We start from the raw sequence: 19,266 nt of genomic DNA, 5'->3' as shown, positions 1-19,266 counted from the left end.
GCTCAATATCCATTAATCAGGAAATCAATAGCATCACGCAATACTGCTCTCGCACTCGTCAAATCTGCAACACGTTCACCCAGCTCTTTTACTGATATGCCAGCCATCATGTACATTATGACGACATAAGGTTTGTCATTGATTTCCACGACGGGGCATATTTTCGCTGGCGGCGACATACCGGCAAGGTGAGTAAGTTCAACCACGGGTGCAACAAGAACGTGCTTAAGCACATTAGCAACGGGATGCTGGAGATTAATCAAAAAAGGGTAGACGTTTTTCCCACTGCCATTGTTTTCAAAAGCGTGAAACTGCTCCATTAGAATGACCGTTGAAAATCGCTAAATGAACCATTTTCATCTACCCACTGATTAATGGCATCAATGGATTTCTGGTTCTCACGCAGCCATTCATCACGTTTATTTTCACGAAATTTTTCAAGCAGCGCCTCGGTTAACACTGCTGACAGATTGAGGTTGAGCTCGCGCGCCTGGCTAAGAATGTCGGGCGACAGCGAAACATTCACCGATTTTTTTACGTTCGATGCACTGCGCATGAGAACCCCCATAGTAATGCGCATGAATTGTCTAAGATTAGCGTAGTGAACGAGCATTTTCTATTTCTCCATCCGTGGTTATCGAGTGCCTAACGTAGAGTATTTTCCAGGACAGCGTCACGCGCCACATATCCATTGTGCGAGGCGTTTTCCACTTTAATACTCATCCCTTTCATCATCTTCATCCGGCTGCTCCAGCACGCTGTAAGCCACCGAGCAGAACAGCGAGTTAAGGCGTTTCATATCGCCCAACAGCCCCAGGTGCAGCGAGCTGGTTTCAATACTTTGTACGTTCTGCTGATGCAGCCGGTCAACATGGGCATGGGAGTAGCGACGGTTGAGAATACGGAAACGATGCTTACTGCGACGCAGACGGCGCGCGCTGGTGACATCGGCAGAGAAAAAGACCGACATTGCCAGTTTCAAATTGCTGAGTAACTGTTCATGTAACGTATCGAGCTCTTTCAATCCTTCAACGGAAAAGGCCCGCCGCACCGCCAGTGATTTATCGGCGATTTCACTGCCCATACGCTCTACAATGTCAGAGGCCTGTTCCAGGTTAAGAGACATCTCGATAATCTCAGCCCAGCGTTTTGACTCCTCTTCCGCCAGCTCTTCTTTTGGCATACGTGCCAGATAGAGCTTGATGGCGGTATACAGCACATTAATGTCATCGGCGAGCTTGCGCAGGTCTTTTTCCTCCCTGGGCGCACCGTGCATCACTTTATGTAACCCTTCCAGCATCAGCTCCATCGCGTCGCCCATCCGTAGTGTTTCCCGGGCCGCATTGGCCAGCGCAAGCGTTGGCGTATCCAGCGCTGAACTGTCGAGATGCTTCGGTTTCAGGCGCGCATCCAGCTCCGGTTCATCGCGGATTAACCGTTCACAGAAGGTCGCCATCACGCCCACAAAAGGCACCATTGCCAGGCAGCGAATCAGGTTGTAGAAGACGTGGAAGTAGATGACCAGCTCGGCTTTGGGCAGCGGCAGTTTGCCCATCACATCGGCCAGTACGTGCACAAACGGCAGAATAATCAGGCTCCCCACCAGCTTAAACAGCAAACTGCCCAGCGCCACGCGGCGTGCTGCGGCGTTGGCGGCACTGTTGTTGAGCATCGCCAGCAGGCCGGAGCCGAGGTTGGCGCCAATTACCAGACAGAGCGCCACCGGGAAGGAGATGATCCCCGCCGTGGTCAGCGTGGCGGTCAGTAACACTGCCGCCAGACTTGAATAGCTGATGATAGCGAACACCGCGCCAATCAGGGCATCCAGCATGATGTCGCCCGTCAGCGAGGCGAAGATCACCTGAACGCCATCGGCCTGAGTAATCGGGGTCACCGCCTGAACAATCAGCTCAAGCGCCAGCAAAATCAGGCCAAGGCCGATGCTGACACGCCCCAACTGGCCTTCGCGCGTTTGTTTGCGCCCCAGGAAAAAAATCACGCCGATGAATATCAGCAAGGGAGATAACCACGACAGGTCGAAGGTGAGAACACGCGCCATCAGCGCAGTCCCCACGTCAGCGCCCAGCACGATCACCAGCGCAGGCGCGAGCGCTACCAGGTCCTGGGCAACGAACGACGTTACCAGCATGGTGGTGGCATTGCTGCTTTGTACCAGTGCGGTCACGCCAATCCCGGCGCTAAAAGCGAGGGACTTCTTTTCAATACTGCGACTGAGTACCGTGCGCAGCCGCGCGCCAAAAACACGCATGACACCGGTACGTACGATATGCGTGCCCCATACCAGGAGGGCAACAGAAGAGAGTAAGTGAAGCAAAATTAACACGTGTTCAGGTTCTCCTTATCGTTGTCGATTCCTTTCGTTTTCCCCTTTCCCGGTTTTATCCTGCGAGTCGGGGAGAAAAGGCTCTGTCAGTTCAGAGCAAGGATTATTAAATCTAAGTATAAAGACTTACGCGCCATAAAGAGACATGTGGATTCAACATTACGTTAACAATGCCCGTTTTCTCAGCCACAGCAACGAACCGATCTTAAGCGTTTCGGAAATGACGAACAAAATAAGGGCAACGAACGCATCATCAATTCGCATGACCTGCAGGAGCAGCGGAAAAAGGGCGACCGAGCAGGTGAGCGATAAAATACGCATCATTTCCTGCAACCCAATGAGCAGGAAACGTATTTTCTTTTTGATGAGAAAGGCATATGCCGAAAAACACAGTGATAACAACAACCCTGAATGGATAAAAAAGAGGGATTGCAGAAAAATACGGTCAGCCCCTCTGACTTCCATTAACGTCAGTTGGGTGTAGAAAAGCTGGATATCGGACCAGATCGGTACGTGACCCATTTTTAGGGAATAGAAAAGATAGCTTCCGATGGCCAGAAGATCCATCGTTCCCCAGAACGTAAATATTTTATCTTTATAACTCATATCATTACTGCTTCCCTGTTATGCATAGCGCTTTTTATCAGTATAAAGGCAAAGATGTAATAAAGAGATAAACAAAACAGAGTAAACTGCATTATCAATACCAGAATGAATAATAAAATGGCCGACTGGCACGACTTTCATATTCAGCGGATTGTCTTTAATTATCGTTTCTTCTGTAGAAACTTTGTTAACGAAAAAACAATGTTGTTACTCTCGCAAAAGAGAAATTATCCGCTTTATTTATAAATTAATATGCTAAATAATCTGCCATGAGTTATTACGCAGTAGGGGAATAAAGATGCGTTTCAGTACTATGTCCGACAGTGAAATTATTTCTGAATTGTGCCGCAGAATTAAAGAAACGCGTATGCAGCTCGGGCTATCGCAGATTGAACTGGCCGAGCGCGCACAAGTCGGCGCTGCAACCATCAAACGCGTTGAATTAGGCGAATCTGTGACCCTGAGTACGCTTATCGGTATTTTGCGCGGTCTGGATCGTCTGCATCAACTGGAGTCGGTTTTATTCGATTCGCACATTCGCACCTTTAACGCGCAAATCAATGCCGCAACCCCTTCCCGCATCCGTATCCGGAAAAAAGCGCACCAGCCAAAAGAAAAATTCACCGCCGCAACGCAGACCAGCGACACTAACGCCACCATCAACGAATGGTATACCTCATCGGCTTCTCACAGTGTGGTCTGGTCTTTCCTGCCGCCTGACACAGAGAAAAAAGGGTAATTCGTTTTGGGAGATGTCCCGGTAAGTTTGCACCGCCGGAGAAAGAAAAACCGCCTGCAAGCAGGCGGTTTTTTGAGGGAACTCAGGATTCACATACCGCGACTTTAATCGCCAGACCGCCTCGTGCGGTTTCACGGTATTTGGCGTTCATGTCTTTACCTGTCTCAAACATCGTTTCGATGACTTTATCCAGTGAGACCTTCGGATCGCTGGTGCGGTACATCGCCATGCTCGCCGAGTTAATCGCCTTCACTGCCGCAATCGCGTTACGCTCAATGCACGGAACCTGAACCTGACCGGCGACCGGATCGCAGGTCAGCCCAAGGTTATGTTCCATGCCGATTTCCGCCGCGATGCACACTTTCTCCGGACTACCGCCCAGAAGCTCGGCCAGGCCGGCGGAGGCCATCGAACAGGCCACGCCCACTTCCCCCTGACAACCGACTTCCGCCCCGGAAATAGAAGCATTCATTTTATACAGAATGCCAATCGCGCCCGCCGTCAGGTAGTAGCGCATATAGATTTCCGGCGTCACCGCCTTGATAAAGCGATCGTAATAGGCCAGTACTGCCGGGATGATACCGCAGGCGCCATTGGTCGGGGCTGTGACCACGCGTCCACCTGCCGCGTTCTCTTCGCCGACCGCCATGGCGAACATATTGACCCAGTCCATTGCGCTTAACGGCGTAATAGACTGGCTTTGCGGCGCCAGCACACGATGCAGCGCAGAGGCACGACGCGGTACTTTCAACGGCCCGGGCAAAATGCCTTCCGTGTTCATACCACGGTTAATGGCATTTCTCATGGTCTCCCAGATTTTCGCCATATTTTGCTCAACGTTCTCCCTGCCGTGGCGGGCGATCTCATTTTTCATCATCACCGCAGAAATCGACAGGCAGTTGTCGTGGCAATGCGCCAGCAGGTTGCGGGCAGAATAGAACGGGAACGGAAGATCGACATCCGCGTCCTGGCTCTTGCCAAAGTTTTCTTCCGTGACGATAAAACCGCCACCGATAGAATAATAGGTCTGGAAGTGGACGATTTTGCCATCGCAAAACGCCGTTATGCTCATGCCGTTTTCATGCAGCGGCAGAAACTCATTGTGAAAACGCATGCATTCCGCCACCGGGAACTCAATTTCCCGCTGACCTTCTTCAATAAACAGACGATGCATGGTGTTTACGTCGCGAATAATGCCGGGAATGGCGTCAATGTCGACGGTATCCGGCAAATACCCGGACAGCCCAAGAATAATCGCGATATCGGTGTGGTGGCCTTTACCTGTTAATGACAGGGAACCGTACACATCCACCACCAGACGAGTCACTTTATGCAGCAGGCCTTTTTCCTGCAGGGTATCAACAAAATGTTTTCCTGCTTTCATCGGCCCAACAGTGTGTGAGCTGGACGGCCCGATGCTGATTTTGAAAATATCGAAAACGCTAATCATGTGGCACCCATGCGGTTACAAAGCAAAACGGATGCGCCGCCTGTGACAGGCGGCGCTGAAAACTTAGCTGAACAAAGAGAAGAAGATGGCGGAGATGGCAATCAGACCCATCAGCACCACAAACGCGTTACTGATATGACCGCTGTACTTGCGCATAGCCGGTACTTTGTTGATGGCATACATCGGCATCAGGAACAGAATCATCGCGATAACCGGGCCACCCAGTGTTTCAATCATGCCCAGGATGCTCGGGTTGAGGGTCGCAACAATCCAGGTGGTCACCAGCATAAACAGCGCAGTGATCTTGTTCAGTTTGTTGATTTCAATGGATTTGCCTTTGCTACGCAGAGACTTAATCACCATGCCGTTGAAACCTTCACGCGCACCAAGGTAGTGACCGAGGAAAGATTTGGTAATGGCGATCATGGCGATAATCGGCGCCATCCAGGCAATCACCGGCGCGTTAAAATGGTTTGCCAGATAGGAGAGAATGGAGATGTTTTGTGCTTTCGCTTCCGCCAGGTTTTCCGGGGACAGGCTCAGTACGCAACTGAACACAAAGAACATCACGGTCAGCACCATCATGATATGTGCAAAGCCCAGGATACGGGAACATTTGCGTTCGGCATCCTGACCGTACTCTTCGCGTTTAGCCACTGCGAAAGAGGAGATAATCGGCGAGTGGTTAAAGGAGAAAACCATGACCGGAATTGCCAGCCACAGGGTCATCCACAAACCGTGACCAGACGGCGCCGCGTTGCTCAGTGAAAGTGTATCCAGGACCGCACCGTTCCATTGCGGAATCAAATACAGCGCCAGCATCATCAGCGCAACAACGAACGGGAATACCAGTACGCTCATCGCTTTAACAATCATTTTTTCGCCAAAGCGGACAATGCCCATCATGCCGATAATTAGAATCAGCGATAAAATGGCGCGCGGCGGTGAAACCAGGCCAAGCTGGTGAGTAATAAAGCTGTCGACGGTGTTGGTAATGGCGACGCTATAAACCAGCAGAATCGGATAAATAGCGAAGAAGTAGAGCAACGTAATGAGTTTACCCGCGCCGATACCGAAATGTTCTTCAACCACTTCGGTGATATCTTCACCTGGATTTTTACCCGATAATACGAAACGGGTTAAACCACGGTGAGCGAAAAATGTCATCGGGAATGCGAGAATTGCCATGATGATTAACGGAATTAAACCACCAACCCCGGCGTTAATCGGCAGGAAAAGCACCCCTGCGCCAATCGCAGTACCGTACAGACCCAGCATCCACACGGTATCACTTTTTCTCCAGCCGCTGCTTTCGCGAGCGACGAGGGTATTTTGAACGGTTTCCATAATATGGCCTCAGTAATATAGATTAGAGCCAGGTTTATTTAGCTCTGATTCAGGTAATAAAAGCGCTGTGTTTATTTGGCTATTTTATTAAATGCAACTATGCTGAGTTACTAACAGCGATCACATAACCTGATTTATTGAGGGACTTTTAAAGTATCAAAAATAACACCGGAATTTTAATATATTTTTAAGGTATCACTTTTAATACGTTATTATTTTACCGCACGATCTCAACTGCCTATACAGTTATATATTTTAAGACCAGAGATAACAAACTATATTTGTCATACGATTAATAAAAAATAATCAAAAAATATTTCCGCGAGTTAAATATGTCAGCAGTAAGCGTATGACGGACATAAAAAAACCGGCCTGCTAACAGGCCGGTAGAGAGAGGACAGGCTGAGATTAGTCCGCGTCATAGCCCAGATTCGGCGCCAGCCAGCGTTCCACTTCCGCCACGCTCATCCCCTTACGTAGTGCGTAGTCTTCAACCTGGTCGCGCTGAATCTGCGCCACGGCGAAATACTTGCTGTCAGGGTGGCTAAAGTACCAGCCGGAAACCGAGGCACCCGGCCACATAGCGAAGGATTCCGTCAGCTTCATACCGGTATGGGTCTCCACATCCAGCAACTGCCAGATGGTGCCCTTTTCCGTATGCTCCGGACAGGCCGGGTACCCCGGTGCCGGGCGAATCCCCTGATAGTTTTCGCGGATCAACTCTTCGTTGCTGAGGTTCTCATTGGCCGCATAGCCCCAATAGACCTTACGTACACGCTCATGCAGGTATTCCGCGAAGGCCTCCGCCAGACGGTCCGCCACCGCTTTCACCATGATTTTGTTGTAATCATCATGCTGCGCGTCGTAGGCCTCTGCCAGCGCGTCTTCTTCAAGACCACCGGTAACGGCAAACGCACCAATGTAATCTTCTTTACCGCTCAACTTCGGCGCGACAAAATCGGCCAGACAGTAGTTAGCAAAGCCGACTTTCTCGGTCTGCTGACGCAGATGACGACTTACCGCGAGCACCTGAGTACGGGTTTCATCGCGATAGATCTCAACATCGTCGCCGACGCGGTTCGCCGGGAACAAGCCCACTACACCGCGCGGGTTCAGCGCTTTTGTCGCACTCAACTGGTCAAGCATATCATTGGCATCTTTGAACAGGCGTTGTGCCTCCTCTCCGACAATCTCATCTTCGAGAATGCGCGGATATTTGCCGGCCAGCGACCAGGTCATAAAAAACGGCGTCCAGTCGATATAGTTACGCAGGGTTTCGATGCCTGCTTCCACTTCCTGCACGCCCAGGCGATGCGCCACCGGCGGGGTGTAGCTCTGCCAGTCGAATGCGAGATCGTTTTCGCGGGCGGCCTCCAGCGTCACTGGCGGGGTGCGCGGCTTTTTACGTCCGTGCTGGATACGCACGGTTTCGTACTCTTTGCGCGTGCGCGCCACAAAATCGTCGCGCTGAGTGTCGGAAAGCAGCGCGGAGACCACGCCCACGGTACGTGAGGCGTTTTGCACATAAACCGTCGGACCGCTGTAATTCTGTTCGATTTTTACCGCCGTGTGCGCTTTCGATGTTGTCGCGCCGCCAATCAGCAGCGGGATGGTAAAGCCCTGACGCTCCATCTCTTTCGCTACGTTGACCATTTCATCCAGCGACGGGGTGATCAGGCCAGACAGGCCAATCAGGTCGGCGTTCACTTCACGAGCGGTTTTGAGGATTTTGTCCGTCGGCACCATGACGCCCAGGTCGACGATTTCGTAGTTATTACACTGCAAGACCACGCCGACAATATTTTTACCGATGTCATGGACGTCGCCTTTAACGGTGGCGATAACCATTTTGCCGTTGCTGGAGCCTTTCTCTTTGCTGGCTTCAATAAACGGCTCAAGGTAGGCCACCGCCTGTTTCATAACGCGTGCGGATTTCACCACCTGCGGCAGGAACATTTTGCCCTCGCCGAACAGGTCGCCGACCACATTCATACCGTCCATCAGAGGCCCTTCAATCACCTCAATCGGGCGGGCCGCCTGCTGACGGGCTTCTTCGGTATCCTCTTCGATAAATTCGGTGATGCCTTTAACCAGCGAATATTCCAGGCGTTTCTTCACATCCCAACTGCGCCATTCCGCCTGCTGGGCGTTGGCGGTATCGTCGGTTTTGCTGCCACGGTATTTTTCCGCCAGATCGAGCAAGCGTTCTGTACTGTCATCGCGGCGGTTAAGAATCACATCTTCCACCGCATCGCGCAGTTCTGTCGGCAGGTCGTCGTAAATCGCCAGTTGTCCGGCGTTGACGATCCCCATGTCCATGCCATTACGGATGGCGTAATAAAGAAAGACTGCATGAATCGCTTCACGAACCGGGTCATTACCACGGAACGAGAATGAGACGTTGGAGACGCCGCCGGAAATCAGTGCATGGGGCAGCTCGCGTTTGATATCTTCACAGGCACCGATAAAGTCCTGCGCGTAGTTGTTGTGCTCTTCAATACCGGTGGCGACCGCGAAGATGTTCGGGTCAAAAATAATATCTTCCGGCGGGAAGCCTACCTCTTTGGTCAGAATGTTGTACGCCCGGCGGCAAATGTCGATTTTGCGCTCGCGGGTATCCGCCTGCCCGACTTCATCAAAGGCCATCACCACCACGGCCGCGCCATAGCGACGAACCAGCTTCGCGTGATGGATAAAGGCCTCTACCCCTTCTTTCATCGAGATGGAGTTAACGATGCCTTTACCCTGAATGCATTTCAGCCCTTTTTCGATAACGTCCCATTTCGAGGAGTCGATCATAATGGGCACACGGGCAATGTCCGGTTCGCCAGCAATCAGGTTAAGAAAACGCACCATCGCCGCTTCAGCGTCGAGCATCCCCTCATCCATATTGATATCGATGATTTGCGCGCCGTTTTCTACCTGCTGACGCGCCACATCCAGCGCTTCGTTGTACTTTTCTTCTTTGATCAGACGCTTGAATTTTGCCGAACCGGTAACGTTGGTACGTTCACCTACGTTAACAAACAGGCTGTCATCACCAATATTCAGCGGCTCCAGGCCCGCCAGACGGCAGGCGACCGGAATTTCCGGCAACTGGCGCGGGGGCAGGCCTGCGACGGCATCGCTCATCGCTTTAATATGATCAGGTGTGGTGCCACAGCAGCCGCCAACCACGTTCAGAAAGCCGGACTCTGCCCATTCGCGAATTTGTGCGGCCATGGTGTTGGCATCGAGATCGTATTCGCCAAAGGCGTTTGGTAAACCCGCATTCGGGTGCGCGGTGACGTAGCATTCGGCAATGCGCGAAAGCTCCTGAACATACTGGCGCAGCTCGTCCGGCCCCAATGCGCAGTTCAGGCCGAAGGTGAGCGCATCGGCATGGCGCAATGAGTTATAGAAGGCTTCCGTGGTTTGCCCGGAAAGCGTACGCCCGGAAGCATCGGTAATGGTGCCGGAAATCATGATCGGCAGTTCGACGCCCAGCGCCTCAAACTCAGCTTTCACCGCGAAAATAGCGGCTTTTGCGTTCAGGGTATCGAATACCGTTTCGATCAAAATCAGGTCACTGCCACCTTCCACCAGCGCTTTGGTCGATTCGCGATAGGCGGTGACCAGTTGATCAAAGGTGATATTACGGAACGCGGGATCGTTAACATCCGGCGATATCGAGGCTGTACGGTTGGTTGGCCCAAGGACACCGGCGACATAGCGCGGTTTATCCGGTGTGCGGGCAGTCCATTCATCGGCACACGCACGAGCGAGTCTGGCGGCCGCGAAGTTGATCTCCGCTGACAGGGATTCCATCTGGTAATCCGCCATCGCGATCGTTGTGGAGTTAAAGGTGTTGGTCTCAATAATATCCGCGCCCGCTGCAAAATAAGCGGAATGGATAGCGGCAATCACCTCCGGCTTTGTAATCACCAGCAGGTCATTGTTACCTTTGAGGTCGCAGGGCCAGTCAGCGAATCGCTCGCCGCGAAAATCCTGCTCACTGAGACGCTGATTCTGGATCATGGTGCCCATGCCCCCGTCCAGAACCAAAATTCGTTCTTTTAACTGCTGCTGCAGTTGCTCAACTTTGCTGCTCACACGTGCTCCCGACAACGCTCAACCAGGCCAAAAGGCCAGCAGGACATACTGGCACAAACTGACAGAGCGGAAAAGGCACACAGGGGTAACATGAGAGATGTTCATTTGAACTCATCCGATCAGTCCGCGTCAGTGTTGCATTATAATTAAATAAAACGAAAATGATTTCCACGATACAGAAAAGGAGTCAGCCATGGTTGCCACTGTCCCCGCTAAACGCGGCAGAAAACCCGCCGCCCCCGCCGCTCAGGCTACCGGGCAAGTCCAGTCTCTGACGCGTGGACTCAAACTGCTTGAGTCAATCGCCGAATCCCACGGTAGCGTTGCGCTCACCGAGCTGGCGCAACAGGCCGGCCTGCCCAACTCCACCACCCACCGTCTGCTCACGACCATGCAACAGCTTGGCTTTGTACGACAGGTAGGCGAACTCGGTCACTGGTCCGTTGGCGCCCACGCGTTTATCGTCGGCAGCAGCTTTTTGCAAAGCCGCAATCTGATGGCGATTGTCCATCCGATCCTGCGCAAGTTGATGGAGGATTCCGGCGAGACAGTCAACCTGGCGGTGCTCGACCAAAGCGATCATCAGGCCATAATTATAGACCAGGTGCAGTGTACCCAATTGATGCGCATGTCCGCGCCCATTGGCGGGAAGCTACCGATGCACGCTTCCGGCGCGGGTAAGGCGTTCCTCGCGTATTTAAACGATGACCAGGTCTCCGGCCTGCTGCACCGCAAAGGGCTGCATGCTTACACCCATGCTACGCTGGTATCCCCGGTACACCTGAAAGAAGATCTCGCTCAGACGCGCAAGCGCGGTTACTCCTTTGATGATGAAGAACATGCCCTTGGCCTGCGCTGCGTCGCCGCCTGCATTTATGATGAACATGGCGTACCGTTTGCCGCGATTTCAATTTCCGGGCCGATTTCCCGTATCACCGATGATCGGGTCACTGAGCTGGGCGCGCTGGCGATCAAAGGGGCCAAAGAGGTGACGATCGCCTGGGGTGGGATGCGACAAAATGGCTGATTTGAAATCATACTGGCAGGATAAATACCCTTCTGCTTTTTGCTGGTCGTTCGGTGATTCACCGGAACTGGCCGATGAGCTGGCGGCCCTGGTCGTCGCAGGGAAAAAGCGCGGAACCTGCGGCTCGCTTGCCAGCTATCAGCAAGAACAACCGCCCGTGACGCCTGGTACATATCACATTGTGCTGGACGGCAAAGGTAAAGCGGTATGCGTGATTCGAACCCTGGCGCTCAGGCTCATCCGTTTTAACGAAATGAGCCCCGAGCTCGCGGCGCTGGAAGGTGAAGGTGATTTGAGCCTGGCTTACTGGCAATCGGCGCATCAGGCCTTCTTTGAACGTGAAGGCACATGGACCGCGGATATGGAGCTGATTTTTGAGGAATTTGCCGTCGTCGAGGTGGCCTGAATCAGGATGACGGTTTACCCCGCCTGCTGCAGGTTGCCGTAGCGAACGCAAAAGCGCTGGCGGCGACGGTAGGCATAAACGTCTTCCACATGGCCGTTTTTGATTCGTGCCTGCAGGCCTCGCCAGTAATCAGCACGCAGCAGATCGGCATGCATCTCTTCAAACAGGGGGCCAATTTCCGGATCGGCGCACAACCAGTGGCGGAACTCTTCCGGGAAAACATCCCCTGGCGCAACGCTGTACCAGGGTTCGGCACTCAATTCATCTTCCGGATAACGCGGCGGCGGTATATCACGGAAATTTACCTCCGTCATATAACAGATCTCGTCATAATCGTAGAACACCACGCGCCCGTGACGGGTCACGCCGAAGTTTTTAAACAGCATATCGCCGGGAAAAATATTCGCCGCAGCAAGCTGACGGATAGCGTTACCATACTCTTCCACCGCATCGCGCAACTGCGAACCGCGTACCCGCTCAAACCAGATATTGAGCGGCACCATCCGGCGCTCGATATAGAGATGGCTGATTGAAATACGATCCCCAAGGTCAGTGATTTTCTGCGGTGCCTCCTGGAGCAATAGCGCCATTAACGCCGGATCAATCTGCCGCTTTTCCAGAACAAAGTGTTCAAACTCCTGCGTATCCGCCATTCGCCCGACGCGATCATGCTCCTTCACCAGCTGATAGCAGGCGCGCACATGCGCCGCGCTCATCTCTTTTTGTGGCGGAAATTTATCTTTGATGATCTTAAAGACCCGATCGAAGCCCGGCAGCGTGAAGACCAGCATCACCATGCCGCGAATGCCCGGCGCCTCAACAAACTGTTCGTCCGAGGCATGAATATAGTTCAGGTATTCGCGATAGCTTTCCGTCTTACCGTGTTTCTGACAGCCAATGGCCATATAGAGTTCGGCGGTGGTTTTTCCCGGCAGGATCTCCCGTAGCCACTCGACGGTGGCCGCGGGAAGCGGGGCATATACCATAAAATAGGAGCGAGCAAAGCCGAAGACAATACTCGCTTCCGCGTGCGAGGTCAGGCAGGTATCGACAAACAACTCGCCTTCGTCTGTACGATGAATCGGCAACAGGAAGGGAAGCGTGCCCGCAGGGGTGATCAATTTACCCACTAACCACGCCGCTTTATTACGGTAAAACAGCTCGTTTGCGGCCTGCAGATGAGACTGACGCAGCGTATCTGCGCCAAACGTCTCTGTCAGGTGAGTAATGATATAACCCACATCCCGTGCTTTATCCTGCCAGGGCAGGCGAAGCGGCAAATCGGATAAGACCTTGGTTAACAGGGATTCCCAGCCACGCTCTGGCCAAAAGTCTTTTGCCAGCGGGCGCGGAATGGTGCGAAAGCGCCGTTCTGGCTGAGAGCTAAAAATAAACAGACGCTCGGGGCTAAGCGCGCGGTGATCGAACAAGCGACAGTAGACGGAGTTAAAAAAACTCTCCGCAATTTCGAAGCGCGGATAATCCGGCAAAAGGTGGGTGTAATGCGCTTTCACCCGCAGCAAAAATTCGGCATCCGGTCGCTGGCTGTCGGTGATGCAGCGTAACTGTTCCACAACCAGCCCAACATGATGATCATAAAGATGGATACGCTGCTTCATCGCCTGCTGAACGGCATGCCAGTCGGCCAGTTCGAAACGCTGCTGTGCGCCAGCAGTGACTTCCAGAAAGCGTCCGTATTGCGCGTCGAAACCTTGCAGGATGGTTTGTGCAATCAGTAATTCCAGACCACGTGACATAGATTCCCCCTCGCCCTCTCCCCGACAGGAAGAGGGCGAAAAACAGACCTGCGCCAAACCGCCCCCTCTCCCCTCAGGGGAGAGGGGTGAGGGGGAAAAGATTAGAACTGTGCTTCTTCAGTTGACCCGGTTAACGCGGTAACAGAGGACGCCCCGCCCTGAATGATGGTGGTCACTTTATCGAAGTAGCCCGTGCCCACCTCCTGCTGGTGAGAAACGAAGGTGTAGCCCTCTTTGGCGGCGGCAAACTCCGGCTGCTGTACTTTTTCAACGTAGTGCCGCATCCCTTCACCCTGCGCATAGGCGTGTGCAAGGTCGAACATGTTGAACCACATGCTGTGAATGCCCGCCAGGGTAATAAACTGATATTTGTAGCCCATCTCCGACAACTGCTGCTGGAAACTGGCAATGGTTTTGTCGTCCAGGTTTTTCTGCCAGTTGAAGGACGGTGAGCAGTTATACGCCAACAGTTTGCCCGGGAATTTCGCATGAATTGCATCGGCAAAGCGTTTCGCCAGCGCCAGATCGGGTGTTGAGGTTTCACACCATACCAGGTCGGCGTACGGCGCATACGCCAGACCACGGCTAATGGCCTGTTCGATCCCGGCGCGGGTACGGTAGAATCCTTCGCTGGTACGCTCGCCAGTGATGAACTCGCTGTCATAGGGGTCGCAATCGGAGGTAATCAGGTCCGCGGCATCCGCATCAGTACGGGCAATTACCAGCGTCGGTACGCCCATGACATCCGCCGCCAGACGCGCGGCCACCAGTTTTTGAATCGCCTCTTGCGTCGGGACCAGCACTTTCCCCCCCATATGACCGCATTTTTTCACCGACGCCAGCTGATCTTCGAAGTGAACGGCCGCTGCACCGGCTTCAATCATCGATTTCATCAGTTCAAAGGCATTCAGTACGCCGCCAAAACCAGCTTCGGCATCCGCCACGATCGGCAGGAAATAATCGGTGTAACGCGGATCGTTCGGTTCAATACCCGCTGACCATTGGATCTGATCCGCACGGCGGAAGGTGTTGTTGATCCGATCGACCACAGCCGGAACGGAGTTGGCCGGGTAGAGCGATTGATCCGGATACATGCTGGAGGCCAGGTTCGCATCTGCCGCCACCTGCCAACCCGACAGATAAATCGCTTCGATGCCTGCTTTTGCCTGTTGCAATGCCTGCCCGCCCGTCAGTGCGCCAAGGCTGTTGATATAGCCTTTTTTCGCCTCACCATGCAGCAGACGCCACATTTTCGCTGCGCCCATCTGCGCCAGCGTGCATTCCGGGTTCACCGAGCCACGTAATTTCACCACCTCTTCCGCGCTATAAGGACGCGTGATGCCTTCCCAGCGAGGGTTAGTCCATTCTTTTTTCAGTTCTTCGATTTGTTGGGTACGGGTTTTCATGTGCAGATGCTCCATATTATCGTCCTGGCTTCCCAGGCGTTATTGGTGAAGACAGTTTGGTCACGGGAAGCCGCGCAAAAACCGGAGCGTACTTAGCGTACGTGAGGATTTTGAGCACTGCCCGGGGCCAAAATGGCAAACAAAATAGCCTGGGTCATTACGCCAGCAGGCGGTAACCTGGCAACGTCAGGAAGTCGATTAACTCATCTGAGGTGGTGATCTGTTCCATCAGGCGCGCAGCATCGTCGAAACGCCCGCTACTAAAGCGGTGCTCGCCCAGCTCTTCCTGAATGACCAGCATCTCTTCGGCCAGCATTTGACGGAACAAGGCCTTCGTAACCGGCTTGCCGTTGCTGAGCGTTTTCTCGTGATGGATCCACTGCCAGATTGATGTGCGCGAGATTTCAGCCGTTGCCGCATCTTCCATCAGGCCGTAAATCGGTACGCAGCCGTTGCCGGAGATCCAGGCTTCGATGTACTGGACAGCCACGCGAATATTGGCGCGCATCCCCTCTTCTGTGCGTTCGCCATCGCAGGCCGCCAGCAGTTGATCTGCCGTAGTGGGCGCATCATTTTCGCGAGTAACCGTCAGCTGATTTTTGTTATCGCCGAGTACCTCGTTAAAGACAGCCATGGCGGTATCTGCCAGTCCCGGATGCGCAATCCATGTACCGTCATGGCCATTGTTGGCTTCCAGCAGCTTGTCCGCTTTTACTTTGTTGAGTACCTGGTTGTTCCGTTCAGCATCTTTACTGGGAATAAAGGCCGCCATGCCACCCATTGCAAACGCACCACGACGGTGACAGGTTTTAATCAGCAGCCGTGAATAGGCACTCAGGAACGGTTTATCCATCGTTACCACCTGACGATCGGGCAGCACACGGTCAGGGTGATTTTTTAATGTCTTGATATAGCTAAAGATGTAATCCCAACGGCCACAGTTCAGACCAACAATGTGATCGCGCAGCGCATAGAGGATTTCATCCATCTGGAAGACGGCAGGCAGTGTCTCAATCAACAGGGTGGCCTTGATGGTGCCGCGCGGCAGATCGAAGCGGTCTTCGGCATAGCAAAATACTTCGCTCCACCATGCCGCTTCCTGCCACGCCTGCGTCTTGGGCAGATAAAAGTAAGGACCGCTGCCTTTTGCCAGCAACGCTTTATGGTTGTGGAAGAAATAGAGCGCAAAGTCGAACAGACTGCCGGGGATGGCTTCGCCACGCCAGGTGACATGTTTTTCTGGCAGGTGCAGACCACGGACACGGCAAATCAGCACCGCCGGATCGGGTTTGAGTTGGTAGATTTTTCCGGCTTCGTTGGTATAGCTGATAGTGCCATTCACTGCATCACGCAGGTTAATTTGCCCATCAATCACTTTATCCCAGTCCGGTGAAAGGGAGTCTTCGAAATCCGCCATAAAAACTTTCACGTTGGCATTGAGCGCATTGATCACCATCTTGCGCTCAACCGGCCCGGTAATCTCAACACGTCGATCCTGCAAATCCTGTGGAATACCGCGAATCGTCCAGTCACCCTCACGAATGGAATTGGTTTCCGAAATAAAATCAGGCAGCTTACCGTTGTCGATATCCTGCTGCTGTTGCATACGCGTGGCCAGTAACTTATTGCGCTGTGGCGTAAAGCGTGTCACCAACTCAGAAAGGAATTCGACCGCTTCCGGGGTCAGAATTTGCTTTTCCATTTCGCCATGAGGCTTATTAAAAGCCAATCCGCCTGTCGTCGTTGCCTGTTGTGTCATTGTGCTGCTCCTCATCGTTGATCCGCGTACACTCCCCAACGCGAACGAAAGATCGTTGTATGGTTTTCGTTCAGCACAATTAAGACTACTCATTTAATTTTCAAAATCAAAAACAATTTCCATTTTAATTTAAAAATACACTTAACCTGTTGATAACAATAAATTTAAAATTTAATTACTTGATGGAGGGAGTTTCAGGTATGAAAAAGACACCCGAAGGTGCCTGAAAAGGGATGCTGAAACGCTTTAGGATCTTGCTGAAACGTTAATCCAGCGTTGGGTTCATGTGGCTCAGATCGAACGGCGTAATCTGGTAAACGTAGTAGTTCAGCCAGTTGGTAAATAGCAGATTGCCATGACTACGCCATGTCGCATGTGGCTTGTTCCGGGGATCGTTTTTCGGGAAATAGTTATACGGGATGTCCGGTGACAGCCCGGCCTCAACATCACGGAAATATTCCCCCGCCAGGGTATTGGCGTCGTACTCAGGATGACCAGTAACAAAGGCGATACGCTTATCTTTACTGGCAAACAGATAGGCATCGCCCTGCTCGGTCTCAGCCAGGATTTCCAGGTCGGTATAGTCACGAATCAGTGCCGCCGGGAAATCAGCATAGCGTGAGTGCGGCGCGAGGAAAGTATCATCAAAACCACGCGTCAGCAGGGCATGTGGATGCAAAATGTGATGCTCGTAGACACCGGACAGCTTTTCACTGCGGGTTTGCTTCGGGATACCGTAAAGGATGTTGAGTGCGGCTTGTACCGCCCAACAGACAAATAGCGTGGAGGTGACATGATCTTTTGCCCACTCCAGTACCTGTTTGATCTGCGGCCAGTAGGCAACGTCGTTAAATTCGACCAGACCCAGGGGCGCACCGGTTACGATCAAACCATCGAAATTCTCTTCGCTGATTTCATCAAAGTTGCAGTAGAAGTTGTTGAGATGTTCCGTCGGCGTATTGCGTGATTCACGGGCGTCAATACGCAGTAACTTGATATCCACCTGCAGTGGCGAGTTGGAGAGTAACCGCAAAAATTGGTTCTCTGTCTCTATCTTCTTTGGCATCAGGTTGAGGATAAGCACCTTGAGCGGACGAATTTCCTGACCTGTAGCACGCGATGTCGTCATCACAAAGACATTTTCATCACGCAAGAAATTGACGGCTGGTAGCTCGTCCTGCACCCGAATCGGCATAACTTATATCCTCACTGCATACGTTTAAACGTTTAGACATCCAGATAGCTGACAATACCCAGGAATAGGCGTGTTGTCGAGTCTGCATGTTCAAGGTGAGAAAGTTTCACGAAAGTGTTTGCGTTAGAATATAAGCACGCATAACAGGAGACAATATGGTTATTAGTATTCGTCGTTCGCGACCTGAGGAAGGAGAGAGGCTGATCGCTATCTGGTGCCGCTCGGTCGATGCGACACATGATTTTTTGTCCAGAGACTATCGGGCAGAACTGGAGGAGCAGGTGAGTGCATTTTTACCGACAGCGCCGCTTTGGGTTGCCGTCAATAAACAGGATGAACCTGTTGGGTTTATGCTACTCACCGATAAGCATATGGATGCACTGTTTATTGATCCTGACGTTCGCGGCAGCGGCGTAGGGAAACGACTGGTTGAACACGCTCTGTTGTTGGCTCCCAACTTAACGACCAACGTTAATGAGCAAAACGAGCAGGCCATTGGGTTCTACCTTAAGCTGGGATTTATGGTAACCGGGCGAAGCGAAAAGGATGATTCCGGCAGGCCATATCCACTGCTGCATTTACGCTATCAACAGTAATGTTCACCGCTTAACTCTTTTTTACCGCTCCGCAATCAGCGCCATCACAGCGTCATCGCTCAGGGGTGTTGATTGCGCGTGCGTTATCAAGCGGCGATAACGCATTCGCGTCGCACCTGCGACGACTTCCTGCAGGATACGTTCTTCGACCTGCGATAATCCACCCTCGTTCATTTCCAGCGCGCTGATAACAATGTCAAAGCGGTCTGTGCGCAGCAGTTTCCTGAACCATGAACGGGGTCGGATCTGTTCGATCAGGTCCCACAGAACTTTTTCGGCCTTGAAAAAATCAGCAATAAGCAGGCGTTGATTACTAAAGGCACCGCTTCCTGATACATCCTGCTTACGCTCAATGTTGCGAACGGTGATATGATTTTTGCGAACCTGGATATAAAGAACAGACATGAAAAATTCCTTTTATCATGCGAAGAAAACGCAAAAAGGCCATCCTTTCGGATGGCCTCTTCACTTGTTTGATGCCTGGCAGTTCCCTACTCTCACATGGGGAGACCCCACACTACCATCGGCGCTACGGCGTTTCA

Annotated in this window: 16 protein-coding genes; 4 read left to right on the top strand and 12 right to left on the bottom strand. The window is 52.4% G+C overall.

The annotated features are described in order from the left end of the window. Positions 1 to 2: 2 nt before the first annotated feature. The 4 genes from L2097_RS23075 to L2097_RS23060 form a co-directional block, all read right to left on the bottom strand. Positions 3 to 320: a CcdB family protein gene (locus tag L2097_RS23075; RefSeq protein WP_250353751.1), complete on the bottom strand. Its 318-nt coding sequence runs from the start codon at positions 318 to 320 to the stop codon at positions 3 to 5. Next, positions 320 to 613 carry a type II toxin-antitoxin system CcdA family antitoxin gene (locus tag L2097_RS23070; RefSeq protein WP_250353750.1) on the bottom strand — a complete coding sequence of 98 codons (294 nt, stop codon included), beginning with the start codon at positions 611 to 613 and terminating at the stop codon, positions 320 to 322. The genes L2097_RS23075 and L2097_RS23070 overlap by 1 nt, the downstream gene beginning before the upstream one ends. 99 nt (positions 614 to 712) lie before the next feature. After that, entirely contained in the window at positions 713 to 2,344 is a 1,632-nt protein-coding gene (locus tag L2097_RS23065) for a Na/Pi cotransporter family protein (protein WP_047372225.1), read from the bottom strand. Between the two features lie 159 nt (positions 2,345 to 2,503). Further along, positions 2,504 to 2,950 carry a hypothetical protein gene (locus L2097_RS23060; protein WP_250353749.1) on the bottom strand — a complete coding sequence of 149 codons (447 nt, stop codon included), beginning with the start codon at positions 2,948 to 2,950 and terminating at the stop codon, positions 2,504 to 2,506. Positions 2,951 to 3,248: 298 nt separating this feature from the next. Between L2097_RS23060 and L2097_RS23055 the strand changes: the two genes are divergently transcribed. Then, positions 3,249 to 3,689: a helix-turn-helix domain-containing protein gene (locus L2097_RS23055; RefSeq protein WP_047372227.1), complete on the top strand. Its 441-nt coding sequence runs from the start codon at positions 3,249 to 3,251 to the stop codon at positions 3,687 to 3,689. Positions 3,690 to 3,771: 82 nt separating this feature from the next. Here L2097_RS23055 and L2097_RS23050 read toward each other — a convergent pair whose 3' ends face one another. The 3 genes from L2097_RS23050 to metH form a co-directional block, all read right to left on the bottom strand. Beyond that, the gene (locus L2097_RS23050; protein WP_047372228.1) at positions 3,772 to 5,139 is read right to left on the bottom strand and encodes an L-serine ammonia-lyase; all 1,368 of its coding nucleotides are present in this window, start codon (positions 5,137 to 5,139) and stop codon (positions 3,772 to 3,774) included. 63 nt (positions 5,140 to 5,202) lie between these two features. Then, positions 5,203 to 6,486, bottom strand: a complete 1,284-nt coding sequence (locus L2097_RS23045; protein ID WP_047372229.1) for an HAAAP family serine/threonine permease — start codon at positions 6,484 to 6,486, stop codon at positions 5,203 to 5,205. A 408-nt stretch (positions 6,487 to 6,894) separates the two neighbouring features. Further along, on the bottom strand, positions 6,895 to 10,578 hold the full coding sequence (metH, locus tag L2097_RS23040; RefSeq protein WP_250353748.1) for a methionine synthase: 3,684 nt from the start codon (positions 10,576 to 10,578) through the stop codon (positions 6,895 to 6,897). Between the two features lie 193 nt (positions 10,579 to 10,771). Here metH and iclR point away from each other — a divergent pair, with 193 nt between their 5' ends. Together iclR and L2097_RS23030 are read left to right on the top strand one after the other, a co-directional pair. Continuing rightward, positions 10,772 to 11,605 carry a glyoxylate bypass operon transcriptional repressor IclR gene (gene iclR, locus L2097_RS23035; RefSeq protein ID WP_110295224.1) on the top strand — a complete coding sequence of 278 codons (834 nt, stop codon included), beginning with the start codon at positions 10,772 to 10,774 and terminating at the stop codon, positions 11,603 to 11,605. A 1-nt stretch (position 11,606) separates the two neighbouring features. Next, a complete protein-coding gene (locus tag L2097_RS23030; protein WP_120785469.1) occupies positions 11,607 to 12,011 on the top strand; it encodes an ASCH domain-containing protein in 405 nt (134 codons plus the stop codon). Between the two features lie 14 nt (positions 12,012 to 12,025). Here the strand turns inward: L2097_RS23030 and aceK are convergent, their stop codons facing one another. The 4 genes from aceK to metA form a co-directional block, all read right to left on the bottom strand. Further along, complete coding sequence (gene aceK / locus L2097_RS23025) at positions 12,026 to 13,768, bottom strand: bifunctional isocitrate dehydrogenase kinase/phosphatase (protein ID WP_085005912.1); 1,743 nt, start codon at positions 13,766 to 13,768, stop codon at positions 12,026 to 12,028. Positions 13,769 to 13,869: 101 nt separating this feature from the next. Then, on the bottom strand, positions 13,870 to 15,174 hold the full coding sequence (gene aceA, locus L2097_RS23020; protein WP_103245891.1) for an isocitrate lyase: 1,305 nt from the start codon (positions 15,172 to 15,174) through the stop codon (positions 13,870 to 13,872). Positions 15,175 to 15,331: 157 nt separating this feature from the next. Then, positions 15,332 to 16,933, bottom strand: a complete 1,602-nt coding sequence (gene aceB, locus L2097_RS23015; protein WP_047372234.1) for a malate synthase A — start codon at positions 16,931 to 16,933, stop codon at positions 15,332 to 15,334. Between the two features lie 265 nt (positions 16,934 to 17,198). After that, the gene (metA, locus tag L2097_RS23010) at positions 17,199 to 18,128 is read right to left on the bottom strand and encodes a homoserine O-acetyltransferase MetA (protein WP_047372235.1); all 930 of its coding nucleotides are present in this window, start codon (positions 18,126 to 18,128) and stop codon (positions 17,199 to 17,201) included. Positions 18,129 to 18,283: 155 nt separating this feature from the next. Between metA and L2097_RS23005 the strand changes: the two genes are divergently transcribed. Continuing rightward, positions 18,284 to 18,724 (top strand): acetyltransferase, encoded by a 441-nt coding sequence (locus tag L2097_RS23005; protein ID WP_079498821.1) that lies wholly within the window; start codon positions 18,284 to 18,286, stop codon positions 18,722 to 18,724. A gap of 21 nt (positions 18,725 to 18,745) precedes the next feature. Here the strand turns inward: L2097_RS23005 and L2097_RS23000 are convergent, their stop codons facing one another. Beyond that, positions 18,746 to 19,129 (bottom strand): YjaA family stress response protein, encoded by a 384-nt coding sequence (locus L2097_RS23000; RefSeq protein WP_047372237.1) that lies wholly within the window; start codon positions 19,127 to 19,129, stop codon positions 18,746 to 18,748. Positions 19,130 to 19,266: the final 137 nt, after the last annotated feature.

The sequence above is a fragment of the Citrobacter sp. MNAZ 1397 genome (genome assembly GCF_023613995.1).
Taxonomy (GTDB): domain Bacteria; phylum Pseudomonadota; class Gammaproteobacteria; order Enterobacterales; family Enterobacteriaceae; genus Phytobacter; species Phytobacter ursingii.
Note: the sequence above shows the minus strand (reverse complement) of the source record. Positions and strands in the feature narration are given on the sequence as shown.